19 protein-coding genes and 2 pseudogenes are annotated in these 26,786 nt (G+C 50.7%); 15 read left to right on the top strand and 6 right to left on the bottom strand.

The window, feature by feature from the left end; genetic code table 11:
• The first annotated feature begins 22 nt into the window (after nt 1-22).
• The 3 genes from C2M29_RS00390 (at nt 23) to C2M29_RS00380 (ending at nt 3,143) form a co-directional block, all read left to right on the top strand.
• Nucleotides 23-1,129, top strand: coding sequence for a phosphotransferase enzyme family protein (locus tag C2M29_RS00390; protein WP_105187835.1), 1,107 nt, complete (start codon nt 23-25; stop codon nt 1,127-1,129).
• Nucleotides 1,130-1,259: 130 nt separating this feature from the next.
• A complete protein-coding gene (locus C2M29_RS00385; protein ID WP_105187834.1) occupies nt 1,260-2,642 on the top strand; it encodes a Gfo/Idh/MocA family protein in 1,383 nt (460 codons plus the stop codon).
• Nucleotides 2,643-2,903: 261 nt separating this feature from the next.
• A complete protein-coding gene (locus C2M29_RS00380) occupies nt 2,904-3,143 on the top strand; it encodes a hypothetical protein (protein WP_105187833.1) in 240 nt (79 codons plus the stop codon).
• Nucleotides 3,144-3,153: 10 nt separating this feature from the next.
• Here C2M29_RS00380 and C2M29_RS00375 read toward each other — a convergent pair whose 3' ends face one another.
• Nucleotides 3,154-3,414, bottom strand: coding sequence for a YfhL family 4Fe-4S dicluster ferredoxin (locus C2M29_RS00375; protein WP_105188088.1), 261 nt, complete (start codon nt 3,412-3,414; stop codon nt 3,154-3,156).
• A gap of 280 nt (nt 3,415-3,694) precedes the next feature.
• Here C2M29_RS00375 and C2M29_RS00370 point away from each other — a divergent pair, with 280 nt between their 5' ends.
• Nucleotides 3,695-4,564: a kinase gene (locus C2M29_RS00370; protein ID WP_105187832.1), complete on the top strand. Its 870-nt coding sequence runs from the start codon at nt 3,695-3,697 to the stop codon at nt 4,562-4,564.
• A gap of 2 nt (nt 4,565-4,566) precedes the next feature.
• On the opposite strand, the gene trhP is transcribed toward C2M29_RS00370, so the two are convergent.
• Nucleotides 4,567-5,919: a prephenate-dependent tRNA uridine(34) hydroxylase TrhP gene (trhP, locus tag C2M29_RS00365; protein WP_199774838.1), complete on the bottom strand. Its 1,353-nt coding sequence runs from the start codon at nt 5,917-5,919 to the stop codon at nt 4,567-4,569.
• 282 nt (nt 5,920-6,201) lie between these two features.
• On the opposite strand from trhP, the gene ndk reads away from it, so the two are divergent.
• From ndk to der, 9 genes are all read left to right on the top strand, one after another.
• Complete coding sequence (gene ndk / locus C2M29_RS00360; protein ID WP_105187831.1) at nt 6,202-6,633, top strand: nucleoside-diphosphate kinase; 432 nt, start codon at nt 6,202-6,204, stop codon at nt 6,631-6,633.
• A gap of 168 nt (nt 6,634-6,801) precedes the next feature.
• The gene (locus C2M29_RS00355) at nt 6,802-7,932 is read left to right on the top strand and encodes a bifunctional tRNA (adenosine(37)-C2)-methyltransferase TrmG/ribosomal RNA large subunit methyltransferase RlmN (protein WP_105187830.1); all 1,131 of its coding nucleotides are present in this window, start codon (nt 6,802-6,804) and stop codon (nt 7,930-7,932) included.
• A 92-nt stretch (nt 7,933-8,024) separates the two neighbouring features.
• Nucleotides 8,025-10,196 (top strand): type IV pilus biogenesis/stability protein PilW, encoded by a 2,172-nt coding sequence (gene pilW, locus C2M29_RS00350; RefSeq protein ID WP_105187829.1) that lies wholly within the window; start codon nt 8,025-8,027, stop codon nt 10,194-10,196.
• Complete coding sequence (locus tag C2M29_RS00345; RefSeq protein WP_105187828.1) at nt 10,193-11,149, top strand: RodZ domain-containing protein; 957 nt, start codon at nt 10,193-10,195, stop codon at nt 11,147-11,149. The genes pilW and C2M29_RS00345 overlap by 4 nt, the downstream gene beginning before the upstream one ends.
• A gap of 5 nt (nt 11,150-11,154) precedes the next feature.
• Nucleotides 11,155-12,273: a flavodoxin-dependent (E)-4-hydroxy-3-methylbut-2-enyl-diphosphate synthase gene (ispG, locus tag C2M29_RS00340; RefSeq protein ID WP_105187827.1), complete on the top strand. Its 1,119-nt coding sequence runs from the start codon at nt 11,155-11,157 to the stop codon at nt 12,271-12,273.
• A gap of 109 nt (nt 12,274-12,382) precedes the next feature.
• Nucleotides 12,383-13,657: a histidine--tRNA ligase gene (hisS, locus tag C2M29_RS00335; RefSeq protein ID WP_105187826.1), complete on the top strand. Its 1,275-nt coding sequence runs from the start codon at nt 12,383-12,385 to the stop codon at nt 13,655-13,657.
• Between the two features lie 21 nt (nt 13,658-13,678).
• On the top strand, nt 13,679-14,314 hold the full coding sequence (locus C2M29_RS00330; RefSeq protein ID WP_105187825.1) for a YfgM family protein: 636 nt from the start codon (nt 13,679-13,681) through the stop codon (nt 14,312-14,314).
• Nucleotides 14,315-14,326: 12 nt separating this feature from the next.
• The gene (bamB, locus tag C2M29_RS00325; protein ID WP_105187824.1) at nt 14,327-15,499 is read left to right on the top strand and encodes an outer membrane protein assembly factor BamB; all 1,173 of its coding nucleotides are present in this window, start codon (nt 14,327-14,329) and stop codon (nt 15,497-15,499) included.
• A gap of 87 nt (nt 15,500-15,586) precedes the next feature.
• On the top strand, nt 15,587-17,065 hold the full coding sequence (gene der, locus C2M29_RS00320) for a ribosome biogenesis GTPase Der (RefSeq protein WP_105187823.1): 1,479 nt from the start codon (nt 15,587-15,589) through the stop codon (nt 17,063-17,065).
• Between the two features lie 70 nt (nt 17,066-17,135).
• Here the strand turns inward: der and C2M29_RS00315 are convergent, their stop codons facing one another.
• A complete protein-coding gene (locus C2M29_RS00315; protein ID WP_158684622.1) occupies nt 17,136-17,918 on the bottom strand; it encodes a glycosyltransferase family 25 protein in 783 nt (260 codons plus the stop codon).
• Between the two features lie 179 nt (nt 17,919-18,097).
• Nucleotides 18,098-19,789 (bottom strand): dipeptidyl-peptidase 3 family protein, encoded by a 1,692-nt coding sequence (locus tag C2M29_RS00310; RefSeq protein ID WP_105187821.1) that lies wholly within the window; start codon nt 19,787-19,789, stop codon nt 18,098-18,100.
• A gap of 331 nt (nt 19,790-20,120) precedes the next feature.
• Here C2M29_RS00310 and C2M29_RS00305 point away from each other — a divergent pair, with 331 nt between their 5' ends.
• Nucleotides 20,121-20,960 carry an HDOD domain-containing protein gene (locus C2M29_RS00305; RefSeq protein ID WP_105187820.1) on the top strand — a complete coding sequence of 280 codons (840 nt, stop codon included), beginning with the start codon at nt 20,121-20,123 and terminating at the stop codon, nt 20,958-20,960.
• Between the two features lie 95 nt (nt 20,961-21,055).
• Here the strand turns inward: C2M29_RS00305 and rdgC are convergent.
• A pseudogene (gene rdgC / locus C2M29_RS00300) lies at nt 21,056-21,965 on the bottom strand (recombination-associated protein RdgC).
• Between the two features lie 67 nt (nt 21,966-22,032).
• On the bottom strand, nt 22,033-23,793 hold the full coding sequence (locus tag C2M29_RS00295; protein ID WP_105187819.1) for a sensor histidine kinase: 1,761 nt from the start codon (nt 23,791-23,793) through the stop codon (nt 22,033-22,035).
• A 567-nt stretch (nt 23,794-24,360) separates the two neighbouring features.
• Here C2M29_RS00295 and thrA point away from each other — a divergent pair.
• Nucleotides 24,361-26,777, top strand: a pseudogene (gene thrA / locus C2M29_RS00290) (bifunctional aspartate kinase/homoserine dehydrogenase I).
• Nucleotides 26,778-26,786: the final 9 nt, after the last annotated feature.

Here is a 26,786-nt window from a genome sequence, read left to right as displayed (position 1 = left end):
CGGGGCTGCCAAACATACACCTATGAATACAGATTATTATGCGCAGCTGTTAGCGCAGCAATACGGCTTTGCGCCACCACTGAGCTTAAAGGCCATAGGCAACGGCCATATCAATACCACCATGTTGTTAGGGCACCGCGATGGCAGTGTGGTGGTGCAGAAACTCAATACCCAAGTCTTTCCAGAGCCCGAAAAACTAGTCGCCAATGCCCGTAAAATTGAGCAGCACCTGATGCAAAAGCATCAGGCAAGCCAGTATGATCTTGAAGTGATCAAGCATGTGCCCACCCTGGAGGGGGGCTATTTGCTGAGCATTGATGGTGAGCATTGGCGAGCCTTGGAATTTATAGGTAACAGCCGCAGTGAAGAGGTGGTGCAGTCGCCCTTGCAGGCTCAGGTTGCTGCCAGTGCCTTTGGTCGCTTTGCCGCCGCGCTGCAGGATTTCGACGCCGAGTCCTTGTATCCGGTGATCAAGGATTTTCATAATCTCGCCATGCGCATGGACATGCTGGAGCAGGCTGTGCAAGCCGATAAACTCGGTCGTGTTAAGGACGTACAGCAGCAGTTGGATTTTTGTCGCGAGCAAGCTTTCCTAATAGATGAAGTGGCGGCGGTTAGCGCGCAAATACCTTTGCGTCCTTGTCATAACGACACCAAAATCAACAATATGCTGTTTAGCGACAAGCAGGGTACGTCAGAGCCAAAGGCTGCGCCCGCGGCTGCACCCGCGGCCAAAGCGGTGATCGATCTGGACACCTGCATGCCCGGTTATTGGTTATTCGATTTTGGCGACATGGTGCGCACCTTCTGCTCACCGGAAGAAGAAGACAGTATTAACCTGGCGAATGTGCGGGTGCGTGAAGAAATCTTTGCCGCCCTGGTCAAGGGCTATATTGAGCCTTTAAAGGCGCACATTACCGCCGAGGAAAAGGCCAGCTTCTGGCTTGGCGCCAGGGTGATGCCCTTTATGATCGGGGTGCGTTTTCTTACCGACTATATCGACGGCGACCATTATTTCAGCATTAAGCATGGCCGCCATAATCTCGACAGAGCCAATAATCAGTTTGCCCTGTATCGCAGCGTGCTGGCGCAACAAGAAAGGCTTAAGAGCCTGATCAATAATGCTTAAACTACAGACCCAGCAAATAGCTGGGTTTTTTATCGCTTTCATTTGCCATTAATCTCGTTCCTTTTGCCTGCCTTGGTGCTTTACGCTAGCGTGCTAAAAAGGCTGGAAAGGCATGACTGAGGAACAAGCAATGAAACAATTCAACAGACGCGATTTTTTAAAGGCGGCGGGCGCGGTGGCCGGTGCCGCCGCCACAGCGTCGATGGCGGGCTGCGCCGGAACTGCCGCTGGTACTGCGGCTACACCAAAGGCTCAGGGCCAGTCGGTGATCGGATTAATCGCCCCAAAAATGGATGTGGTGCGAGTCGGCTTTATCGGTGTGGGTCAGCGTGGCTATGGCCATGTAAAACGCATGAGCTACATTGAGGGCGCCGAAATCAGAGCCATTTGTGATACCCACCAAGAGGTGCTGGATCGCGCCGTCGACTTCCTGGTTAAAGAAGGCAAGGAAAAACCCACCGCCTACGGTGACAGCGAGCTGGCCTATAAAGACATGTTGGCCCGCGATGATATTGATATCGTGATTATTTCCACGCCCTGGCGCTGGCATGCGCCCATGGCCATCGACACCATGAACAGTGGCAAGCACGCCTTTGTCGAGGTGCCGTTGGCACTGACGGTCGAAGAAATGTGGGACATAGTCGACACCGCCGAGCGCACCCAGAAAAACTGTATGATGATGGAAAACGTCAACTACGGCCGCGACGAGTTGATGGTGCTAAACATGGTGCGTCAGGGCGTATTTGGTGAATTGCTGCATGGTGAGGCGGCCTATATTCACGAGCTGCGCTGGCAGATGAAGGAAATAGAGCACAAGACCGGCTCGTGGCGTACCGCCTGGCATGCTCGTCGCGACGGCAACCTTTACCCCACGCACGGTTTGGGCCCGGTTTCGCAATACATGAATATTAACCGCGGCGATCGCTTTGATTACCTCACCTCCATGAGCTCGCCTGCCCTGGGTCGCGCCGCCTATGCGCAGCGTGAATTCCCGGCGGAGCATGAGCGTAATCAACTGAAATATATTGCCGGGGACATGAATACCACGCTGATAAAAACCGTTAACGGGCGCAGTATCATGGTGCAACATGATACCACCACGCCGCGCCCCTATAGTCGTCACAACCTGATCCAGGGCACCAATGGTGTCTTTGCCGGTTTCCCCAATCGTATTGCCCTGGAGCATGGCGGCAACAAGAGTTTCCACGAATGGGAATACGATATGCAGCCCTGGTACGATAAATACGATCACCCCCTGTGGCAGAAAATGGGTGCAGAAGCTGAGCGCAATGGTGGCCACGGCGGCATGGATTTCTTGATGTTCTGGCGCATGATCTATTGTTTACGAAATGGTGAGCCTTTGGATCAGGATGTGTATGACGGCGCCGCCTGGTCGGTGATTTCTCCCCTGTCGGCGCAATCGGTAGCCAATCGCAGTGAGTCCATCACTATTCCAGACTTTACCCGCGGTGCCTGGCGCACCGCCACACCCCTGGGCATAGTGGGTGCCTAAATAGGAATAACGAATAAAAGCGTGAGCGCAGCATTGGCGGTCACGCTTTTTTTATGCGTGATCGCCGATTTTCGGCACAAAGCGCTTAGCCATAAAGTGTCCGGCCTGGGACACAGGAGTGTCCGTTCGCGGACGCTAATTTTGCGGTGAAAATAAAAGATTCATGGTAACTTATTGAATATTGGATGTATTTTATTTTGGCACGGTCGTTGAAAGTAAATCAGGGACATTTACTTACTAGATCAAACCAAGGATACCATTATGAAATACCTACATGCAGCCATCGTTTCCAGCTTACTGTTAATGAGTTCATTGACCCATGCCAATACTCTGGTACAGGAAGTAGAGCTGGCCATTAAGCAGGCCACGCAAGAAGCCCTGGCTCAGTTAGTCGCGGCGCAGAAAAAGGCCATTCAAGAGTCTGTGACCGACATGTTGTTGCAGCCCAATAAGGCGCTACCAAGCAGCAAACAAGATTCTGCAAAGCCAGTGCAGGAGTAGTGTGTGGAGTTTATCTGGGCTCGTCGCCTTGTGTCAGCAGTACATACTTATCGGCGAGCTCAGCGAGTGTTTCCTGATGCTCAGGATCCGGCTTAATACAGTCGATGGGGCATACACTGACGCAGGTTGGGTTATCGTAATGGCCGACGCATTCGGTGCATTTACTCGGCTCTATCTGATAAATTTCCGCCCCCATATAAATGGCACCATTTGGACACTCAGGTTCGCACATATCGCAGTTAATGCATTTGTCGTTGATCAGCAATGCCATATTTTTACCCCATAAACGCAGGTGCGCGATGGTACATAAAATTGCCTCGCGACTCACTACCGAGGTTTAGGTTATTTCGTCTTGGTTTGATCTAGGACAAGGAATGACTGGCGTTAAATGCCACTCGGATGTGCTTTAGCTTGCACCAAACTTGTGCCACTTGCCATGGTGGAGTTAATAACTCACTGTTTTATAATGTACTTATATATTGGCCCAGGGTATGCACTGAGGCTAAACATGGTAACACAAGGGTCAGGTGACCCTAAGGTAGAGCGCAAAGATGGACACAGCGGTATTTTTATCCCGTCATGGCCTTACACAGCAGTATGCACGGCAAATCAATGACTACTTTACTCCTTTGGCGCAACAGCTGATAGCCGCCAAAAAGCCGGAGCAGCCGCTGGTTGTGACTATCAACGGCGCGCAAGGCTCGGGTAAAAGTACCCTGGCCGATTATCTGGCGTGCTACCTGCGCGAGGAGGGCGGACTTAATGTCTGTGCCTGTTCGTTGGATGACTTTTATTACTCCCAGGCCCAGCGCAATGAGTTGGCGCAGCGGGTGCACCCCTTATTGGCTACGCGGGGCGTGCCCGGGACACATGATATCGCCCGTTTGCAACGGCTGGTGGATGAGGTGCGCCAGGGGCAAGCCCCATTGAGCGTGCCGCGTTTCGATAAGGCGATGGACGAACCCTGTGCTTCCAGCGACTGGCAGCAATTTACCCAGCCCCTAGATGTGTTAATCGTCGAGGGCTGGTGTGTGGGTACACCACCACAAAGTGAAGAAGCCTTGCGGGTGCCCATCAATCAGTTAGAACAAGAGCACGATGCGGATGGGCGCTGGCGGCGCTATGTTAATACCCGCTTGGAACAAGATTATCAGCCATTATTCGCCCAGGCCGACATAGGTATTATGTTGAAGGCACCAAGCTTCGATGCAGTGCTGGCCTGGCGTTGGCAGCAAGAGAAAAAGTTGATTGCCCGTGTGGGCCATACCTCCCACACCATGAACAAGGCGCAAGTCGCCGATTTTATCGGTTACTTCGAACGCCTGACCCGCCATGCTCTAAGCCAGCTCCCGCACCGCACTCAGGTGGTGCTGGAGCTGGATGTAGAGCGTCGTATAACCGCCTATCATAACGCCTTGTAGTCTCACCCTTGGGTAGGGAAGGGATTACGGGTGTCCTGACCCGGCGCCAGGTTGCGCAGCAGGATGGCTTTATCCAGGTCCAGGTCTTCCGGCAGTGGAATACGGACTATATGCCCCGAGCCCTTGGCATCATTGATGCGCTCACCCTTTTTATTCTCCATGTGTGCTAGGTTGAAGTTGATATTGCCCTGTGGCGTCATCAGCTCCAGCGAGTGGCCGGTACAGAATTTGTTTTTTACGTCGATTTCTACCAGGCCATTGTTGGTGCGTCCTAAAACCTCACCGACAAACTGCTGGGAGTCGGATACCGAATGGCCATAGTCATAGTTTTGATAATCCTGATGCGCATGACGTTTTAAGAAACCTTCGGTGTAGCCCCGGTGTGCCAGGTGCTCAAGGCTCTTCATCAGGCTTGGATCGAACGGCTTGCCGGCTACCGCATCATCAATGGCGCGGCGATAAACCTGGGCGGTGCGCGCCACGTAATAGAAGGACTTGGTACGGCCCTCGATTTTTAAGCTGTGCACACCCATGCGTGTCAGTGCATCCACATATTGCACCGCGCGCAGGTCCTTGGAGTTCATAATATAGGTGCCGTGCTCGTCTTCAAACGCCGGCATGTATTCCCCCGGACGACCTTGCTCTTCGAGCATAAAGACTTCTTTGGTGGGCTCACCCAAACCCAGGGTCGGGTCGATCTTGTGCACCACATCACCTGTTTCGGTTTCTTCGCCGGGTTTTACATCGTAACTCCAGCGGCAGGCGTTGGTGCAGGTGCCCTGGTTCGGGTCGCGCTTATTGATATAACCGCTGAGCAGGCAGCGTCCCGAGTAAGCCATGCACAGGGCACCATGCACAAACACTTCCAGTTCTGTGTTGGGGCAGAGTTCGCGGATTTCAGCAATTTCTTCCAGTGACAATTCGCGGGATAAAATGACCCGCTCAATGCCTTGTTTGGCCCAAAAAAGCACGCTGGCATAGTTCACCGCATTGGCTTGTACGCTCAAGTGAATGGGCATATCCGGCCACTTTTCCTTTACCAGCATGATAAGACCCGGATCGGACATGATCAGCGCATCTGGCTTCATGGCGATAACCGGTTCGATGTCACGCAAATAGGTTTTCACCTTGGCATTATGCGGAGCGATGTTAGACACCACGTAGAGCTTTTTGTTTTGGGCATGGGCTTCATTGATACCCAGCTCTAAATTGGCGAGATTAAATTCGTTGTTGCGCACCCGTAAACTGTAACGGGGTTGTCCGGCATAAACCGCATCGGCGCCATAGGCAAAGGCATAGCGCATGTTTTTTAAGCTGCCCGCCGGGCTAAGTAATTCTGGGGTGAATATCGACATATCAAATCCTTGGCTGAGTCCGAGTCAACTGAGGTAAAAAATAGCGGCGGATTCTAGCGCGTGTCTGTAACACTGGTTTTGATTTGGATCAGGGTTTGGGTGAGCTGGTGGAGCAGCATCCGACCTATGGCCCAGGCTCCTTGAGGCCCATTAGTCAAAGCGTCACAAAAATTTGTTAGCCTTGCCTGGGTCACAATGTAGTAGGATTTTCACGCTAAAGCGCGTATAATTCGCGCCCGGTAAAGTTTAACACTTAAAATTTAACGTTATTTGGAGCAACACATGGCTTTAGAGCGCACTTTCTCTATCGTTAAGCCTGATGCGGTAGCTAAAAACCACATCGGTGCAATCTACAACCGTTTCGAAACTGCTGGTCTTAAGATCGTAGCATCTAAAATGGTTCACCTTTCACAAGAGCAAGCTGAAGGCTTCTACGCTGAGCACAAAGAGCGTCCTTTCTTTGGTGCCCTTGTTTCTTTCATGACTTCTGGCCCAGTAATGGTTCAGGTTCTTGAAGGTGAAGATGCAGTTCGTAAAAACCGCGAAATCATGGGTGCTACTAACCCAGCTGAAGCGGCTGCCGGTACTCTACGTGCTGACTACGCTGACAGCATCGACGAGAACGCGGTACACGGTTCAGACGCTCCTGAGTCGGCTGCTCGCGAAATCGCTTACTTCTTCGCTGAAGAAGAAATCTGCCCACGTACTCGTTAATTTCGAGTCTTACGCAGATCCAGGGAAGGGCCTTCAGGCCCTTTTCTTGTCCCTGTAATTCCTTAGTTTATTCCTACCGTCGGTGAGTAAACTAAGGAATTGCTATAATGGTTAAATTGTGTACAATTGCCGCCTTCATTTTATCCGTCACCTGATAGAGGTTTATTCATGGCCACGACTGAGAAAAAAATCAATTTACTCGATTTTAATCGCCAAGGTATGCGCGACTACTTTGCATCCATTGGTGAAAAGCCGTTTCGTGCCGATCAGGTTATGAAGTGGATCTATCACTTTGGCGTCGATAACTTCGAAGAAATGAGCAACCTAAACAAGAAGCTGAAGGCTCGCCTGGAAGCTGAATGTGAAATTCGTGCGCCAGAGATTTCGGTTAAACAACCTTCTAGTGATGGTACCATCAAGTATGCACTTATCCTTGATGGCGGCCAGGAAGTTGAAACCGTGTGGATCCCGGAAAAAGACCGCGCTACCTTGTGTGTATCCTCGCAAGTAGGATGTGCCCTTGAATGTACTTTCTGCTCAACGGCGCAGCAGGGCTTTAACCGTAACCTTAAGGTTTCGGAAATCATCGGTCAGGTATGGCGTGTCGCTAAAGATATCGGCCTGCATGGTGATAGTACCCGTCGCCCTATTACCAATGTGGTCATGATGGGTATGGGTGAGCCTTTGCTAAACCTTAAAAACGTAGTGCCTGCGATGGAACTGATGATGGACGATTGGGCCTTTGGCCTGTCGAAACGTCGCGTTACCCTAAGTACTTCGGGTGTGGTTCCTGCTCTGGATTTGCTCAAAGAGCAAATTGATGTGGCTTTGGCTATTTCGCTGCACGCCCCGAACAATCCATTGCGTGACGAGCTGGTACCGATCAACAAGAAGTATCCTATCGAAGAGTTCCTAGCCGCTTGTCGCCGTTATATCGATGGCTCCAAGGCAAACAAGGAAGTGACGGTAGAATACGTGATGCTGCAAGAAGTAAACGACAGTACGGATCATGCCCATGAGTTGGTGCAAACCTTAAAAGGCACGCCTTCTAAGGTAAACCTGATCCCATTCAACCCTTTCCCGGGCAATGAATATGGTCGTTCCAGCAACTCACGCATCGACCGCTTCTCCAAGGTGCTTCAAGCCGCGGGAATTACGACAATAGTTAGACGTACCCGTGGTGATGATATCGATGCCGCCTGCGGTCAGTTGGTGGGTGATGTGGTCGATAGGACCAAGCGACTTGCCAAGCGTCAGGAGCGAGAAAAGAACGCAATCGCGGTAAATGTCTCTCAGTAACATAAAAATAAGCCCTTTTTTCAAATAATTGATGAAACAAAAGGGCTTTTCAGTAATGATAGGTGCAATAACGGAATAAACGAGGCTAAGCCATGCGCAAGCTGTTAGTGACCAGTATAAGCTTACTCGCCCTTGGTGGGTGTGTAACAGAAAGTACATATGTGGGCAGTGACAAGCCCGTTGTTGAAAAGAAAATCAATAACGTAGAAGCCGCCCGCACCCGTATCTCCCTTGCCTTAAATTACCTTTCCCAAGGCGAGAGCACGCAAGCAAAATATAACCTAGAACGTGCCGCTAAATTCGCCCCGGAACTGCCAGAGGTGCATTATTCAATTGCTTATTACTACCAGCAGGTTGGTGAGGATAAGCGCGCTAAGGCAGCCTATGAGAAGGCCCTTAGTATTGAGCCCCATGATCCCAACACCCTAAACAACTATGGGGTGTTCTTATGTGATATCGGCGAGTATCAAAATGCGGTCGATAAATTTATGTCCGCAATCGAGATTCCAAGTTATTTACGAGTAGCTGAAAGCTATGAAAACCTGGCGCTGTGTGCGTTGGAATATAACAAGTTTGATGCTGCCGAAACCTTTTTAGAAGACTCACTGCAGCATAGCTCGTTACGAGCTTCCAGCCTAATCAACCTGGCTGCAGTGAAATACGCCAAAAGTGATTTTTACAATGCCCAGCAGGTGCTCAATCGATATGAGCGTACCGGCCGGGTATCGTCCCGTTCCTTGCTACTGGGTTATTTGATCCAGGAACGCATGGGCCATATTGAAGATGCCCGCAAGCTGGCAGAGACCATTACCGTAACCTACCCCTCTTCGCTGGAGGCGCGTATTATTCGTGAACAACGCTATAGCGCCAGTGAATTTGAACAATTACGTGAGAAGTATCGCCGTCATCAGCTCAATGAGTTGCAAGACAGTATGGATGGCAACGTTATCGTTGCCAAACCCAAGATTAAGGTAGTGAAGAAAAAGGCGAGCACCGAGTCAGAGGCCAGCGCCCTGGTGTTGGCTGCGGCCGTACCGGCGGCTGAATTAGTTGAGACCTCGGTTGTCGAGGCTGCTTCCGAGGCTGCTGCCAAGGCGACTGCCGAGGCGGTTGATACCGCCGACGTTAAGGCCGATACTCAGCCCGAGTCGCAAAAACAGAGCTCGGTTGAGTCTGCTAATGACTTGTCAGCCGAGCTTGCAGCCAAACCATCGGTCGGGGAATCTACCGAGAAGCCAGCAGAGCAGGCTGAAGCCATGCCTGAAGCTGCAAATGATTTAACAAGCGAGCCTTCAGCGGAGCTTTCAGCCGAGCCTGCAACTGAACTTACTGGCGGACTTGAAAGTCAGGCTGAAGAGCAAGCTACCTTTGTTGAAAAGGCGTCAGAGGCGGCAAATGAGTCGTCAACCGAGTTGTCAACCGAGTCTTCAACCGAGCCTTCAACCGAGCCTTCAGCCGAGCCGACCGTTGCGGTTACGAGCGAGGCTAAAGAATTGCTATCAGAGACCAAGGATTCAGTCAAACCTTCGGTCGAACCTTCGGTCAAGCCCAAGAGCAAGCCTGAAGAAAAAGCTAAGACTGAGTCATCGACTGAGTCATCGACCAAGTCTTCCACAGAGAAGGCAGCTAAATCTGAGCCTAGCGATAATGTAGCTGAAAGTGCGGCTGCAAGTGCGGGTGCAAGTGCGGGTGCAAGTGCGGCGGTTAACACCGTGGCTGAGCAAAAGAATGAATTGCAGTCTGAGTTGGCCCGAGAGTTTGCGTCTTTGCAACTGGCCTCAGATGTTACTACAGAAGACCAGCCGGGAACCGAGGACACTACCGAGCAGCTGGAAGATGCAGCCGACCTTAATGCGCTGGGTGAAGATCTGAGCCGCACAGCCGAGGTGGTGGCGTCAAACACCAAGGTGATTGAGCAAATGGCCATTGCCGATACAGCGGGTAAAAAGGAAATTCCTTACCATGTGATGCAAAAGGGTGAAAACCTGTTTAATGTTTCGACACGTTACAATATTCGTCTAAGCACGCTGCGTAAATGGAATAACCTCGCCAGTGCCGATCATGTGCAAATTGGTCGTAAGATTTACTTACAGCGACCGTACAATTATCATACCGTTGCTGAGGGCGATACCTTGTTTGAGATTTCTAAGAAATACAATGTCCTTATGCAAAAGCTTATGGAGTGGAACGAGATTGAAGAAGACAGCAAACTTGTTCCAGGCGATAAAATTTATATAGCAGATCCTAAGAACTATCGATTATGAGTGACACTGGTGAAGTAGCACAGCAGGCTGAAGAGGAATCAGCATCCATTGCCATAGGCAAGCAGTTAGCCGGTGCTAGGGAACAACAGGGTTTAAGCCAGGAACAACTGGCGCGCAAGCTCAACCTTACGGTGCGCAAGCTTGATGATTTAGAGCATGGGCGTTTTGCACAGCTGGGAGCCGCTATTTTTGTACGCGGCTATATCAAGGCCTACTGCAAGGTAGTGGCTTTGGATCCGGCTCCCTTGTTGGCCACCTTCGAGCCCGAACCTCAGGCGCAGGAGCAGGCCAGCATGCAGAGCTTCTCGCGGCGCACCGAAAAAGAAGCGCATGATAATCGCTTGATGCTTTTTAGTTATCTCATCCTCGCCATTATCATAGGCTCATCCCTATTCTGGTGGTGGCAAGATAGTAGCGACGAGCCGGTTGTGGAAACAACACCGTTGAACGCGGATATAGTTCCGGCGCCTGCACTGGAGAGCGAGTTGCAAACTCCTGTTGATGAAGACTCAGGAAGTTTGCAAGAGCCCGACTTATCTCAACAACCGATATCGCAGCAAAGTGTTATCGAGGCGCGCTCAGAAGAGACAGAGGTTGCCGAGAAGGCCGCCTCTGGTCGGGAGGTTGCACAAGCTGAGCCTGCTGCAGCTGCCGAAGCTGAGCCCCAAGCTAAAGCGCCCCTAGCTGAAGCGCCCCTAGCTGAAGGTGAGCAAAGAGTGGTGATGCGCTTTAGCGGCGAATGCTGGGTTGAAGTGCATGACGCCAAGGGCCAGCGTTTGGCCTATGACATTAAACAAGCGGGGCAGGAGTTAGAGCTAGTAGGTTTGGCCCCCTTTGCGGTAACCCTGGGTAAACACGATGTGGTAAGCATCAGTGTTAATGGGCAGGCCGTGGATATTTCGCAATTTCCAAAAAACCGTTTAGCTAAATTTTCATTACCGTTAACAGAGTAAGTAGTATGTTTTCAGAGTCACCAATCAAGCGCCGCAAGTCTACGCGTATTTATGTTGGCGATGTGCCGATTGGCGATGGCGCTCCCATCGCCGTGCAATCCATGACCAATACCGACACCATGGATATAGATGCCACGGTGAAGCAAATTCAGGATATCGCCCAGGCCGGTGCCGATATCGTGCGCGTCTCGGTACCCACTATGGCGGCCGCTGAAGCATTTAAAAGTATTAAAGAGCAGGTCGACGTCCCCCTGGTCACCGATATCCACTTCGACTACCGTATCGCTCTTAAAGTCGCGGAGTACGGCGCCGATTGTTTACGCATCAACCCGGGCAATATCGGTAGTGAAGATCGCATTCGTGCCGTGGTCGATGCCGCCGGTGCGCGCAATATCCCTATTCGCATTGGTGTAAACGGTGGCTCATTAGAGCGTGACTTGCAGGAAAAGTATGGCGAGCCTACTCCTGAGGCACTGCTGGAATCGGCCATGCGCCATGTGGAGATCCTACAGCGCCTTAACTTCGACCAGTTTAAGGTTTCGGTGAAGGCCTCCGATGTATTCCTTGCGGTGGGCGCTTACCGTCTGCTGGCTAAAGAAATCGATCAACCCCTGCACCTGGGTATCACCGAGGCCGGCGGTTTCCGCTCCGGTTCGGTTAAATCCGCGGTTGGCTTGGGTATGTTGCTGGCCGAGGGCATAGGCGATACTTTGCGGGTGTCGCTCGCCGCCGATCCGGTGCAAGAGATCAAGGTGGGTTTCGATATTCTAAAATCCCTGCGTATTCGTTCGCGCGGAATTAACTTTATTGCCTGTCCGAGCTGTTCACGCCAGGAGTTTGACGTGGTCAGCACCATGAATCAGCTGGAAGAGCGCTTGGAAGACGTGATCACGCCGATGACGGTGTCGGTGATCGGTTGTGTCGTTAACGGCCCGGGTGAGGCTCTGGTCAGTGATATCGGCTTGGCCGGTGCTAACCGCCGTTCCGGTTTGTATATCAACGGTGAGCGTCAAAAGACCCGTGTTGATAACGACAAAATCGTTGACCAGCTGGAGCAGCATGTTCGCGACTACCTGGCTAAGCAAGAGCAACAGCAGCCAATCGACATCAAATTAGTTGATTAAGGCCGGCGCCGGTACTTGGTGGAAGCGGCGCAAAAGGCTATAATAGCGCGCTTTATCGACGCTTTTTCACGGGCTCAGCGCAGCCTATAACAGAATTTTGGGATTATCAGTGGCAAAACAAATTCAAGCAGTTCGCGGCATGAACGACATCCTACCGGGCGACACGCAAGTATGGCAAAAAGTGGAAGATACTTTGCGTCAGTGTGTGGCTTCATTTGGTTATCAAGAAATCCGTTTCCCCATTGTTGAGTCGACCGACCTGTTTAAGCGCTCTATCGGTGAAGTCACCGATATCGTTGAAAAAGAAATGTATACCTTTGAGGATCGCAACGGCGACAGCCTGACTTTGCGCCCGGAAGGTACGGCCGTGTGTGTGCGTGCCGGTAACGAAAACGGCCTGCTGTATAACCAGGAACAGCGTCTGTGGTATATGGGTCCTATGTTCCGCCACGAGCGTCCGCAAAAGGGGCGCTATCGTCAGTTCCACCAGTTTGGTCTGGAAGTATTCGGTATTGCCAGTGCGGATATCGATGCCGAAGTGATCATGCTGACGGCGCAGCTATGGCAGCAGTTTGGTATTAGCGAACATGTGCGTCTTGAGCTGAACTCTTTGGGTTCTAATGAGGCGCGCGCCGCCTATCGCGATGCCCTGGTTGCATACCTTGAGCAGCATGAAGACAAGCTGGACGAAGACTCCAAGCGTCGTATGCATTCAAATCCGCTGCGCGTGTTAGACAGCAAAAACCCGGACGTACAAGCCATCCTGGTGGATGCGCCTAAGCTTTCCGAGCACCTGGATGAAGAATCACGCGCCCATTTCGCTAATTTGTGTGAACGATTAGACGCTGCGGGTATCGAATACCAGGTTAACGAAAAGTTGGTTCGTGGCCTGGATTATTATAACCGTACCGTGTTTGAATGGGTCACCGAGAGCCTTGGCGCTCAGGGAACCGTATGTGCCGGTGGCCGTTATGACGGCCTGGTCGAGCAGTTAGGTGGTAAGGCTACCCCCGCTGTAGGTTTTGCCATGGGTATGGAGCGTTTGGTGTTGCTACTGCAAGCGCTCGACTGTGTTGGCGAGGTGCGCCGTAATGCCGATGTGTATGTGGCGGCCATGGGTGAGCAGGCAAGTATTCAAGCCCCTGTTATCGCCTCTAAGCTGCGTGCCGACGTGCCTGGTCTACGTGTACTGGTACACGCCGGTGGCGGCAACTTTAAGAAACAATTAAAACGTGCTGATAAAAGCGGTGCCGAAGTGGCATTGATTTTAGGCGAAGATGAACTCAACCAGGGTGTGGTAACGGTGAAATACCTACGCGAAGAAAAACCACAGTTAACATTGACCCTGGATGAAATTACCCAGCTGTTGGCTGACATGATTTAGACCCAAGTCTAAGAGGTAATGATGGAAATTTATTCAACAGAAGAACAACAAGCAGAAGCGATTAAAGGCTTTTTTAAAGAACACGGCGTATCAATTGGTCTTGGTATTGTTATAGGTCTTGGCGGTTTATATGGTTGGAAAGCCTATAACCAACACCAGATCAGCAGTGCCGAAGCGGCCTCTGATGCATTCAATCAGGTAGCGCAAAGCACCGAGGGTGAAAGCGCCGATATTATCGCTAAAAGCGAAACCCTGATGCAGCAGTACGAAGACTCAAGTTATGCTGTGCTAGCCGCTTTTGTTGCCGCTAAAGAAGCGGTAGAAAACGAGCAACTAGACGTAGCCGCTGAAAAGCTGACTTGGGCACAGCAGCACGCTGCCACCAAGGAACTTAAAGCCATTGCCATCACGCGTTTGGCGCGAGTGCAGCTGGCACAACAAAATTATGATGCCGCCTTGGCAACTTTGACTTCAGAGTTACCGGCAAGCTATGAAGCCGCTGTTGCCGAATTAAAGGGCGATATTTACCTTGCTCAAGGTGATAAAGAGCAAGCACGCAGCGCCTATCAGAGCGCTGCGGATAAAGGTGGCTTAGAGAGCAACCCGCTATTACAAGTTAAATTGGACGATTTGGCAGCACAAACACCAGCTGCGTAGGGAGCGGGTACGATGAAAAAGGTTACTCTTGCAGGGATTGCCTTATGTATGGCGACCTTGGTGGGTTGTTCGTCAAACGACGAAGATGAGCTGGTATTACCGGAAATTAATAACCAGTTCGAGACCCAGGTTTTGTGGCAAGAAACGGTAGGCGATGGCGTTGAGCATTATTTCTCGCGTTTGCAGCCGGCGTTTTATAAAGACCGAGTGTTTGTTGCCGCGCGCGATGGTGAGGTTGAAGCCTTATCACTAGCCGATGGCGAGACCCTGTGGCAGACCGATGTGCGTGATGACTCCGGCTTTTGGCCGTGGAGCAAGGTAGAAAGCGCCAAGCTTTCTGGTGGTATCCTGCAAGCCTATGGCAAGATCTTTATTGGTTCAGAGCATGGTCAAGTGGTGGCGTTGGATCGCGAAACCGGCGAGCTGGTTTGGCGTAAAAGCGTACCGGGCGAAGCCTTATCTCGACCGGCGGCCGGCGATGGCTTAATTTATGTCAACCTCGGCTCAGGTCAGCTGTTGGCATTACATCCTGATACTGGTGAAGAGCGCTGGCGCTATGAACAAGAAGTACCCCCACTAACGTTGCGTGGTTTAAGTTCACCAACGGTTGCTAATGGTGGTGTGCTGGTAGGTGAAGAAACCGGTAAGTTGACCGTGTTGATCGCCGACAGTGGTTTCTCCGCGTGGCAGGCCGAAGTGGCTCAGCCTAAAGGTGCCTCCGAGTTTGAACGTTTGGTCGATGTTGATACCGAGCCTAAGGTGAGTGGTGCCATGGTTTATACCCTGGCCTACAATGGTAACCTGGCGGCGGTGGACATTCGCTCCGGCAACGTGGTGTGGAAACGTGAATACAGCAGCTATCGCGAATTTAGCATTGTTGGCGACACCATTTATGTGGTCGATAGCGACGGTGTTATCTATGCTTTGGATAAGAGTTCGGGTATTGAGCGTTGGTCACAAGCGGCTTTACGCGGTTGGTATATTACCGGTCCTGCGGTATTAGGCAGCTACCTGGCGGTGGGTGATCAAGAAGGAAACCTCCACTGGATCGACCGTAATAGTGGTGACTTGGTAGCGCGTCATGAGTTTGATGGCTCGGGCTTCTATGTTGAGCCTATCGTGGCCGATGACCGCCTGATTGTTATCACCCGCGACGGTGAAGTTAGCGCGATCAAAGCGCCGTAATTAGTTTATGGGCCTGGCCCAGAAATAGGCTTCGCTTTAGGCCCTATGGCTGCGGCGGAGCTTTTTTGTTATTTGAAGAGGTACATTATGCTTCCTGTGATCGCCTTAGTTGGGCGACCTAATGTCGGTAAATCGACATTGTTTAACCGTTTAACTCGTACCCGTGACGCACTTGTTGCGGACTTCCCGGGCCTGACTCGTGATCGTAAATATGGCCAGGCGAGTTATGATGGTTTTGACTTTATCGTTGTTGATACCGGCGGTATCGATGGCTCCGAAGAGGGTATCGAAACCGAAATGGCTGAGCAGTCTCTGCTGGCGATCGAAGAAGCGGATGTGGTGCTATTCCTTGTTGATGCCCGTGCCGGTATGACGGTGGCCGATCAGGCCATTGCTCAGCATTTGCGTAAGCAAGAGAAAAAGGTGTTTTTGGTTGCCAATAAAACCGATGGCATCGACGCCGATTCCAACTGTGCCGAGTTCTATCAATTAGCCATGGGCGAGGTGTATCAGATTGCAGCCGCGCATGGCCGTGGCATTACCGGCCTGCTAAGCAGCGCCTTGCAGCCGGTGATCGAGCAAATTGCCAAAGAGCGTCAACAACTACTCGAAGAAGACCCGTTCGCAGCTTATGATGACGAGCATGGCTCTCAGGGCGAAGGGGATGAAGAAGGTGAGCATGAAGAGCTTGCCGATAAGGCCATAAAGCTGGCCATTATCGGCCGTCCTAATGTGGGTAAGTCGACGCTGACTAACCGAATTCTCGGCGAAGAGCGGGTGATTGTGTACGATATGCCGGGCACCACCCGAGACTCGATTTACATACCTATGACCCGTAATGACCGCGAGTATGTGTTGATCGACACCGCCGGTGTACGTAAGCGTAAAAAGGTCAGCGATGTGGTTGAGAAGTTCTCGGTGATCAAGACCTTGAAAGCCATTGAAGATGCCAATGTGGTGCTGCTGGTGATCGATGCCCGTACCGGTATTTCGGATCAGGATCTCAGCCTACTGGGCTTTGCCCTCAATGCCGGTCGTTCTCTGGTATTGGCGGTAAACAAGTGGGATGGTCTGGACAGCGATGTAAAGGACCGCATTAAGTCGGAGCTTGACCGTCGTTTAGGCTTTGTCGACTTTGCCCGTATTCACTTTATCTCAGCCTTGCATGGCACCGGGGTAGGCCACCTGTTCGAGTCGGTTGAAGAAGCCTATGACTCGGCCACCAAACGTATCAGTACCGCCATGTTGCGTCGTATTATGGATATGGCCCAGGCCGATCACCAGCCGCCGCTGGTGCGTGGCCGTCGTGTGAAGCTGAAATATGCTCACGCCGGTGGTTATAACCCGCCGCGTATCGTTATCCACGGTAACCAGGTACACGAGCTGCCGGACAGCTATAAGCGTTACCTGATGAACTATTATCGTAAGGCCCTGGATATTATGGGCACGCCGATTAAAATCGAGTTCCGTGAAGGGGATAACCCTTATGCCGGTCGCAGCAATAAGATGACCCTGTCGCAGCGTCGTCGTATCAGAAAGATTGGCCAGGAGAGTAAGGGTAAGTAAGTTCTTCTCCCTGCTAGCAAAAGGCGCTCATTGAGCGCTTTTTTGTGTAGGTTGAAAAGTCGCGCTAAGCCTATTTGGTAAAATTCTCTAGTACACTAAAGTCCGGTTTGGCCATTAGTCGCTGCCATTCAAATCGTGTACGATGGCGCAATCGTTTGCTGGTGCTGTAGTGCATTGATTTGCGAGGAGCTAGCTTATCTATCTCACTGTCACAGTCATAAGGAGTAACTAGGTTATTCTTACTTACTAAAATATTCAGATTATGCAGCCACCAAGGTTGAAGGCTAATATCAGCGGGCATATAAAAGCCTTCATACATACAGAGCATCTTTTGCGCGCCGGCTTTCGTTACTAATTGCGCCAATGTTGAGTTAGGTACTTTCTTTGCGTAACAAAGGGCATGTTGCTTATCTAACCAAGCTGTTTTTAGAGCTGGCTTGGGCTTTTTTCCTTTGTATAGCTTGATAAGGTGCCAATGCGATTTACTGCATACGGCCTTAAGAAAGGAATGAATTGTGGGGTCGAGTTCAGCATCGTCCTCTAATAAGAATAAAAAATCAGCATCTGAAAGTAAAAATTTCTGCAGGGCTTTCTTGTGCGACAAAACGCAGGCAATTTCGCCATTGCTTAAAGGTTTGTAATAAAGCTTTTTGTTTCGCAGTTGATCATATTCTGCTGTGCTGTTCTGTGCTGTTCTGTGCTGTTCTGTGCTGTGCTGTGCTGTATCAATTTCTGCACCATCGACCGCTTTTATTATCTCAAAGTCCAAACCTAACTTGCTTAGGTGTTCGCTTATGCGCTGTCGGCGCTCGGTACAGCGATCAAGATTGATTACATAGGTGGCAATACGCAAATTTGGCTCCTTGCTCGCGCTTTTTATTGAAAAATTTTGGCTGTTAATTTTTAGTAACAAACGTTGAAGGCTAGTCTCTGTTTTTTGTGATCTTGTGTCAATAAAGGGCTTTGTTCTTGTCATGATAAAGACAAAAAAAATAGCGCCCTTAGGCGCTATTTCTGAGGCTAAACTCTGGCTTATTCCAGGCCCAGTACCTTTTTACCCTGAGTAAAGTCTACGTCTACCGGTATATTGGCCTGACTCAGTTTTTCCAGATCGGCGGCAAGCTCTGGCTTGATGTCGCCCATGGAGGCAACCAGTTGGTCAACCTTTTGGTAATCGCCGTTGCCCTGCAGGGTGAGGATCAGGTTAGAGAGCTTGGCCATGGCTGCACCCATCTTATCCATATTAACGCGGTAAAGGCCGTTAGCGTCTTTAGAGAAGGCGCCTTCTTGCTTAAAGAAGTTAAAGCGGATCATGTTCGCTTTACCATGGGCGCTGGAAGCACCGAAGCGCACCGAGCGGAAAATACCGGCCATAAAGGTTACATAGTAATCTTCCAGCGTGCCTTCGGTGATCTCACCCTTGTTCAGCAGCTGCTCAACCATGTACAGGCCAAGAATATCGGCTTTGCCTTCTTCCAGGGCGCTGGCATGCTCTTGCAGTGACTGTCGTACCGTGCCTTTACCGTTAATGGTATTCTTAATGCCCAGGCCGTGCGCCACTTCGTGGAACATGGTGTTGGCAAAGAAGGCATCGAAGGTAATGTGCTTACGCTGATCTGGGACGATAAGCTCGGCGGCGATCGGCATCAAAATCTTATCGAACTTGGCACGCATGGCGTTTTTCAGTTGCAGGCGACGGGTGCCTTTTTCCAACTGGACCTGCTCATCGTTCGGCAGGTTGATGGCGATGGTTTTACTGCCGGCGTTTGAGTGGCCCGCGTAGTAGATCACATCGTAGGCGTTCAGGTCGGCATCCGAACCCGGTACTTCTTGCTTGTACTCGTCGGCAACAGGTAAGCCTTTTTGCAGTTCAGGCAGGAACTGGGCGAACTTGGCCAGACGCTCACTCCAGGCCATGTCTTTTACCAATACATAGGCTTCGAACGCTGCGCGGTAACCGAAGAGCTGGTCTTCATAGGTTTCAATTGGGCCAATTACCACATCGATAGGGTTGTTTTTCATATCCATCCAGGCGAAATCAGAGGCCTGGTAGTCATCGCTTAATAACGCATCGGCACGCATGCTCAGGTAGTTGGCGAACTCCTTGTCCTCGGCCAGCTCGCTGGCTTCACGCAGCAGTTTGGCGGCGGCCTGCAGCTCACTGGCATATTCCTGTGAATAGGCAACGCTATAGAGTTTGCCTTCGGCATCGCGTTTGATCACCGAGTACAGGCCGGTCTTATCGGCTAGTTCAGCGTTTTCAAGCTCTTCTTTGCTCATATCCGCAGGGTAGAACTGGGCACCAGCAGATTTTGCCTCGAAACCGGACAGGAATACCTGGTCACCATTAAGGCGATCCCAGGGGCCATAGTTGATTTTTGCAAAGTGACGCACTTTTTCGTCGCTTAGGGCATTGAGAAACTCGGTTCTGTCACCGCCGAAGGCCTGGCGCCAGAACAGCTCATCCATAATCTTTGAGGCGTCGATCAACTTAGCCAGCATTTTTTTCTGGTTGCCGCTTAGGTGCGATAGATCTGTGTTTAGCTCGAAGTCGGTGTAAATATCCAAACGGCTTGGAGCGATATTGATTAACTCTACCGCAGCATTGCTAGGAGCCTGTTCGGTAACGGTTTCGCTGTTGCTTTGAGGCTGTTTTGAACAGCCACTAAGGGCCACTAAACCACTGAGCATGATGGCGTGAGAGATTTTCGACAGTTTACGCATGGGTGTCCTCGTTGATTTATCATGAGTCTTGTTGTGCCGGATAAGACTCACAAAATGAGTGAATGTCGGCTTGGGAGAGTAGTCCGTGCCGAGCGTGCCTTATGTTGGCGGACGGTACCTGACAGGCGCGCCGTTGGCGGCCATAGGCACCCATTGTTAGTCATCTAATTTAACCAATTCAGTGCTGTGCTGACAACGGTAAAAAAGAGGATAGGGTCGATAAATTTATAAAATTAATGGTTTTTTGCGCTATCACTTTCGAAACTTTATCGGTAACTTATAGGCAGAAACAAGAAGAACGCTCGCGTTGCTGAAAAAGGATACCGCGATAATGTCTACCGAAAATGCTTTGCTCACTATCTTAGTCGATCGCATCAAGAGCGATACCCTGGTACTGCCAACCCTGCCAGAAGTGGCCTTAAAAGTACGCAGCTGTGCCGATGACCCGGACATCACCTTGCATACCATGGCCGAAGTGATAGCCACCGATCCGGCGCTGGCAGCACGGATGATCAAGGTCGCCAACAGTGCCTTGTTGAGTCGCTCGGTGAAGGTCACGACGGTCAATCAGGCGGTGACACGCATAGGTCTAAGACAAATTAAGAATATTGCCACGGCCATGGCCATGGAGCAGCTGTTTGTATCGCAAAATGACGTGATTAAAGGGTATATGGATAAGGCCTGGCAGAAGACCATTAACGTCGCTTGTCATGCCATGGTGCTGGTGCAGCAGTTTCGTGAGCAGCAGCGCCACGATACCATTAACACCGAAACCATTACCCTGGCGGCATTAACCTATAACATAGGTATTTTGCCTATACTAACCGAGGCGGAAAAGCACCCTGAGGTGTTCGCGAATCCAAGCTTTTTAGCCCATGCCATTCAAAAGCTGGCCGGACGCATCGGTGCAGCCATTTTAACCGCGTGGGATTTTTCCGAGGAATTCGTCCAGGTTGCCAAGTCGTGGTCCGATCCTAGCTACCGCCCTGAGGATATTGAGTTTGTTGACTTTATTCGCATGGGGGCAATTTTAGAGGGTATTCTCCAGGTTTCGGATAAGGCCGCGGCACTGCAGGTTTATGTGGATAAGGGGATTATTCCAGCGTTGGCGCTATTTGCTGAGGACGATTATCAGAATCTGGTAAAAGATACCCATGGGGTGTTCAGCTAAGCAAAGCGGCATTAAAGGTCGGCCTTAGGCAATGTGCTCCTGCATTGCTCTGCTACCGCCATCCCTGGCGGAAAAGGTCGACCGGAATTTTCCTGTTACAGGTCTTCGGTGTCACCTAGCTCGCTGGTTAGGGCCTCCAGTAATTCCTTGATTTCTTCCGATGCCAGAATAAAGTCGGCGTCCAGTTTTACCGCCATGTCTTCTTTTGGAATATCGGCATTTTCTTCCTTTAATACATCGGCGTAGTTTACGCGTTTAATTGAGCCGTCGTTTTGCAGCATAAACCTTCACGCGCTCATGGTATTCCAAGGCAAGCTTGGTCACCTCTTTGCCATTGTCTAAATGGTTTTTAACCTCGTCACTGGCTAAGTCATGGCCTTTAAGCTTAACCTGGGCACCATTGTCATCCGGCTCTTGCAATTCGGCGTCTAGGCCAATGGCAAAGCCTTCAGGGGCATTAAAGTCCTTTAACCAAGAGGTCAGGAACAGGCCTAGATCATAATTGGCAAAGGCGGGAACCACGGGCAGGGTGCCTAGAGACTTGCGCAGCAGTGCCAGCAATTCTTCGGCCTTGTTAAAGCTGGCGCTATTAACAACCACCCAGCCATTTTCCATATCGATAAAGGCATATTGCAGGCTCGATTTTTTAAAGGCCTGAGGCAGCAGGGTGTTTAGGATATTCTCTTTGAGCTCATCCTTTTCCTTTTTGTTTACTCGGCGGTTTTCCTGCACTTCCAGTTGCTCTACCTTTTCTTGCAGCATGTCGTTAACGACCGCCGCCGGCAGTACTTTCTCTTCGCGCTTGGCGCACACCAGAATCGAGTTTTTTGAAAAGTGGCTTAATGTTTGGCCGTGTTTGCCCAGGGCCTTGGTCCAACCAAAGGTATGCAGATCCTGGCTGCCGCAGGGACGAAATAGGTCCTGCTCCAGGGCCTTGTCAAAGTCTTCTTGCTGATAGCTGATCTCTTGCTTAAAACGATAGCAAATTAGGTTACTAAACCACATAAATATACTTCCATGGAGCGCCTTGGGCGCAAATTTATAGTGCCGTCATCATAACGGAGTGGCGCCGCTAATTAAACATTTGCATGGGTTTTGGCAGGTCTTTCGGAAGCGAGATGAAATACTGCAATCCCTGATTGGGCTTGCTGCTGACTGCTATTTCACCGCCCAGGGTTTGTTTTACCAGGTTAAAGGTAATATGGGTGCCGAGGCCGCTGCCTCCCTGGTCCCGTTTAGTAGTGAAATAGGGATTAAAGAGCTGTTCCAATTGTGCCGCGTTGACGCCGCAACCATCGTCACTGTATTCGATTAATACCCGATTATCTTGGTCGCGAACGAGGATGTCGATATGACCGTGCTTTACTCCCTCAAAACCGTGGATCAGCGAGTTCATAATTAAATTGGTAAAAATCTGGCTAATGGCGCCCGCGGGTAAATTAAGCACCAGATCATCCGGGCATTGAATATTAATTTCATGTTCGGTGTGCTTCAGCTTAGGATGTAAGGAGCGGATCACTTCGCCCAGGTATTCTTTAAAGTTAATGGTGCGCACCGCTTCGCTGGCCTGATCAACGGCGATTTGCTTAAAGCTGGCAACCAGTTCGCTGGCACGGGTCAGGTTACTGCTTAGCAGCTCGGTGCTTTGTTTTGCTTCACTAATAAATTGCGCCAACTCTGCAGGGGTGAGTGTTTGATTGCTGTGTGCTTGTTCAAGTTCTGCCAGACGCTCTTGTAAAAATGAGGTAGCGGTAACGCTGATGCCCACTGGGGTATTGATATCATGAGTGATACCGGCAACCAGTCCACCAAGAGCTGCCATTTTCTCCGAGCCCAATAAGCGCTCCTGAGTGGTATTCAGCTCGTCCATATAGCGCTGCATTTCTCTTTGCTTAGCGAGTAGCTCCTGTTCGGTTTGGCGTCTAAGCTCAATTTCTTCGGTAAGACTTAGTTTTTGCTTTTCCAACTCATACTTTTGTTGTTGCAGGTCCATCATGGCCTGGCTTAGGTTGGAGGTCTTACGAGCGACTTCCTGTTCCAGCTCTATATTTTGTTGGTCGAGTTTTTCATTACTTTTGAGTAACTCTCTTTGTGTGCGCCTAAGCTTGTCTCTGTATTCGACTACCTTGGCAATCAAATTATTGAAGGCCTGGGCCATGACGTTGAGCTCATTTTGCTCTTGATTGTCGAGCCTAATTCGCGTGTCTTCGATGGCGTCCGGCTCAACGGTCTCGATTTGCTCCGTTAATTGCTGCAATGGCCGAGTCAGGTGTTTTCTAAAGGCCAGTAAAAACAACAGGATCAAAAACGTGGTCTTGATCATGGCGTTACCCACGAGCAGATAAATGGAGACGATAATGCGGCTGACGACTACATCGCGACTGGAAAATAGGGTGACATCGCCCACCTGGGTTTCACGGCCAGAAAATTCGAAAATAAGCGGAAAGGTATAACCAAACAGGCCCGACGGAGTGTCTTCAATCATGGCTGCGTCTTGCACCAGTTGCTTTGAGTAGAGCTCGCGGATATCTAACGAGCGTCCAAGCTGCGAGATCACCTCACCGCTGTCGTCGCGCACTATGATGCCCTCAACCATGGGAATGGCGAGTAGGCCTTCGGCAATGGTGATGCTTTGATCGGTATTCAGTTCCCAGATGGCGCGGGTCAGGCTACCGCTAAAGGTTTGTTGCAGGGTTTGCAATTCATTGCGAATATAGCTTTTTGTATTGAAATATTCGGCAAATATTTGCGCGCAGGTCACCACAAAGGTCAGCACAAAGTACACGGATAAAACACTAGTAAGGAGTTTTTTCGATAAACTATTATGCAACATGTATGTACTTGGCCCTGTGCAACTAAAAAAGGCGGTGAGAAAACTCCGAGTTTGAGTTTATATTTTTGCCATTAGGCAGAAATAGCGCTAAGAATTTTAAAAAACCACACAAAATAATAGCTTATTGACCGGCGTTTAACAAAAGCTAATATTTATTCCTAGAGGCACATTGCGTCTCGTTTACCGACTAACTTGCCATTTAATATATTAAAACTTAGCAGGTTAGCGCGTTTTGGCATTGCAATGATTCGTCCAGGCCCACTCTAGTCCAATTTTTCAATTTGCATAAGTATTTCTACGTATTGTTTCAGATAGAAGAAAAAAGCATATTATTTGTTAAATTTTGCTGTTGACAGAAATAGTCATTTTCGGGCAGTCTAAAAGCATGAATACAAATTACGCAACACTGATCACCATTATTACCACCACCATCCTTAGCGGATAGTGGCATGGGTCGGTGCGCGAAGAAAAAAAGGCCTATGCTTTATTGCATGGGCCTTTTTTTTGGCCTAATTGGACGCCACCACGCAGCGGAATAATTGCGATCAAAACGGGAATGAGGAAATTATGCAGGTATTGAAATTTGGCGGTTCATCACTGGCCGATGCGGATTGCTTAGCACGGGTGAGTGCCATAGTGCGCGCCGAGCTTAAAGAGCAAATGTTACTGGTATTGTCGGCACCGGGGGGCATGACCGATGCCTTGGTGGCCTTGAGTGAGCTGGCTAAAACGGGACGGGATTACAGTATTCCCTGGCAGGCGTTATGCGCCCGTGCCGAGGGGTTAAAATCAGAAATTACGGCGCAGGCCCAGGCGCCCAGTTCCTGGCCCGACTTTCAGGAGCTGAAGCGTCGTCTCGACGGCGTAGCCTGCTTGGCCAGTGCCCAGATGCGGTGTACAGCTACATCATTAGCTTTGGAGAACGCATCAGCGTGGCCTTGATGCAGGCCTTATTGGCCGACTTGGGTGCGCACAATGTGCCTGCCGAGCAGGTGGTACGCTCGCATGGAGGCTTTATGGACGCCGAAGTCGATCTTGATGTGTCAAAACAACTGCTGCGGGAGTATTTGCATGCTAACCCGGCAAAAGTATATATCATGGCCGGTTTTACCGGTGCCGATGCCCAGGGCAATTTGACGACCCTGGGGCGCAATGGCTCCGATTACTCCGCCGCGGTGGCGGCCGCCTGTTTAGAAGCCGAGCTCTGCCAAATTTGGACCGACGTGGATGGTGTGTATAGCGCCGACCCCCGTTACATAAAGGGCGCGACCAAGGTTGATCACCTTTCCTATAAAGAAGCCATGGAGCTGTCTTATTTTGGTGCCAAGGTGTTGCACCCTAAGACCATCATGCCTTGCGCAAAAGCGGGCGTGCCCTGTGAGATAAAAAATACCCATGATCCCATGTTACCTGGTTCGCTGATCAGCGATGAGGCCAGATCCTCACAGCCGGTGAAAGCCATTTCCAGTTTGCAGGATTTGGCCATGCTAACGGTGTCGGGGCCGGGCATGAAGGGCAAGGTCGGTATGGCGGCCAAGGTGTTTACCGCGCTGGCTACCGACAATGTCTCTATCGTGCTTATCACCCAATCCAGCTGTGAGTTCAGCATTAGTTTTTGTGTTTATCAGCAAGATCTTGCATTGGCGCTGCATGCCCTTGAGCAAGCCTTTGAACTTGAGGCCAAAGCCGGGTTGATAGAGCCGGTGCAGGTGCAGCGTCACCTCGCTATTGTGACCCTGGTTGGTGACAATATGCGTGCCCACAAGGGCCTAGCGGCGAAGTTCTTTGCTTCCCTGGCACAGGCCCAGGTGAATATAGTAGCCATTGCCCAGGACTCCACCGAAAGCTCCATTTCTGCGGTGATCGATGGCGAGCTGTGCAACGATGCGGTGAAGGTGTGTCATGAAAATTTCTTTACCCATATGCCATCCATCGACGTTTTCCTCTTGGGTTGTGGCCTGGTGGGCAGCGAATTGCTCAGCCAGGTGGAGAAACAACAAGCCTGGCTCAAGGCCCGCAATATCAAGTTGAAGGTGCGCGGCATCGCCAACTCGCGGCAGATGCTGCTAAACGGCGATGGGATTGATTTGCAGCAATGGCCTGGCCAGCTGCAGCAAACGGCACAGGAATTTGATCTGCAATACCTGGAGCAATTTGTAAAACAGCACCATCTGATCAACCCAGTGATCGTCGATTGCAGCTCCGCCGCGGCGCTGGCGGATCAGTACGTTAACTTCTTAAATGCCGGCTTCCATGTGGTGGCCGCCAATAAAAAGGCCAATACCAGCTCGCAAGCCTATTACTGGCAGCTAAAAGAGGCGGCGCAGCGCAACAACCGACGCTTCCTGTATGAAACCAACGTAGGCGCCGGCTTGCCGGTACTCGATAATCTGCAGTCGCTATTTGGCGCCGGCGATGAGTTATTACACTTCAGCGGCATCCTTTCCGGCTCCTTGTCTTATATGTTCGGGGTGTTGAGCGATGGTTTAAGCTTGTCAGAGGCGACCATCAAGGCCAAGGAAAGTGGCTTTACCGAACCGGACCCGCGTGACGACCTGTCCGGCACCGATGTTGCCCGCAAGTTATTGATCATTGCCCGTGAGGCCGGGTTGGAACTCGAGCTTGAAGATATTGAAGTGGAGTCGGTTCTGCCGCCCGGGTTTGCCGAGGGCTTAAGTGTCGATGAGTTTATGGCCAAGTTGCCCGAGCTCGACAGTGATTTTGCCGATAAGGTGTCCTCGGCCAAGGCCGAAGGCAAGGTGTTGCGTTATGTTGGCAGCATAGACCAGGGGCGCTGCAAGGTGGGTATTGAAGCGGTCGATAGCGATCACGCCTTATTTGATATTCGCGATGGCGAAAATGCGCTGGCCATTTTAAGTCAGTATTATCAGCCCAAACCCTTTGTGATCCGCGGTTATGGTGCCGGCGCAGAAGTCACGGCGGCGGGGGTCTTTGCCGATATTCTAAAAACGCTACCACGATAAGGAAATCTG

The organism is Pseudoalteromonas sp. T1lg48 (assembly GCF_002964785.1).
GTDB lineage: Bacteria > Pseudomonadota > Gammaproteobacteria > Enterobacterales > Alteromonadaceae > Pseudoalteromonas.
Note: the sequence above shows the minus strand (reverse complement) of the source record. Positions and strands in the feature narration are given on the sequence as shown.

Excerpts from the sequence above, each read along its gene's own strand:
- ndk (WP_105187831.1), top strand. The coding sequence starts at position 6,202 with ATGGCTTTAGAGCGCACTTTCTCTATCGTTAAGCCTGATGCGGTAGCT.
- C2M29_RS00305 (WP_105187820.1), top strand. The coding sequence starts at position 20,121 with ATGTCTACCGAAAATGCTTTGCTCACTATCTTAGTCGATCGCATCAAG.
- C2M29_RS00345 (WP_105187828.1), top strand. The coding sequence starts at position 10,193 with ATGAGTGACACTGGTGAAGTAGCACAGCAGGCTGAAGAGGAATCAGCA.
- C2M29_RS00380 (WP_105187833.1), top strand. The coding sequence starts at position 2,904 with ATGAAATACCTACATGCAGCCATCGTTTCCAGCTTACTGTTAATGAGT.
- ispG (WP_105187827.1), top strand. The coding sequence starts at position 11,155 with ATGTTTTCAGAGTCACCAATCAAGCGCCGCAAGTCTACGCGTATTTAT.
- bamB (WP_105187824.1), top strand. The coding sequence starts at position 14,327 with ATGAAAAAGGTTACTCTTGCAGGGATTGCCTTATGTATGGCGACCTTG.
- C2M29_RS00310 (WP_105187821.1), bottom strand. The coding sequence starts at position 19,789 with ATGCGTAAACTGTCGAAAATCTCTCACGCCATCATGCTCAGTGGTTTA.
- pilW (WP_105187829.1), top strand. The coding sequence starts at position 8,025 with ATGCGCAAGCTGTTAGTGACCAGTATAAGCTTACTCGCCCTTGGTGGG.
- C2M29_RS00330 (WP_105187825.1), top strand. The coding sequence starts at position 13,679 with ATGGAAATTTATTCAACAGAAGAACAACAAGCAGAAGCGATTAAAGGC.
- C2M29_RS00295 (WP_105187819.1), bottom strand. The coding sequence starts at position 23,793 with ATGTTGCATAATAGTTTATCGAAAAAACTCCTTACTAGTGTTTTATCC.
- C2M29_RS00390 (WP_105187835.1), top strand. The coding sequence starts at position 23 with ATGAATACAGATTATTATGCGCAGCTGTTAGCGCAGCAATACGGCTTT.
- der (WP_105187823.1), top strand. The coding sequence starts at position 15,587 with ATGCTTCCTGTGATCGCCTTAGTTGGGCGACCTAATGTCGGTAAATCG.
- C2M29_RS00385 (WP_105187834.1), top strand. The coding sequence starts at position 1,260 with ATGAAACAATTCAACAGACGCGATTTTTTAAAGGCGGCGGGCGCGGTG.
- C2M29_RS00375 (WP_105188088.1), bottom strand. The coding sequence starts at position 3,414 with ATGGCATTGCTGATCAACGACAAATGCATTAACTGCGATATGTGCGAA.
- C2M29_RS00370 (WP_105187832.1), top strand. The coding sequence starts at position 3,695 with ATGGACACAGCGGTATTTTTATCCCGTCATGGCCTTACACAGCAGTAT.
- trhP (WP_199774838.1), bottom strand. The coding sequence starts at position 5,919 with ATGTCGATATTCACCCCAGAATTACTTAGCCCGGCGGGCAGCTTAAAA.
- C2M29_RS00355 (WP_105187830.1), top strand. The coding sequence starts at position 6,802 with ATGGCCACGACTGAGAAAAAAATCAATTTACTCGATTTTAATCGCCAA.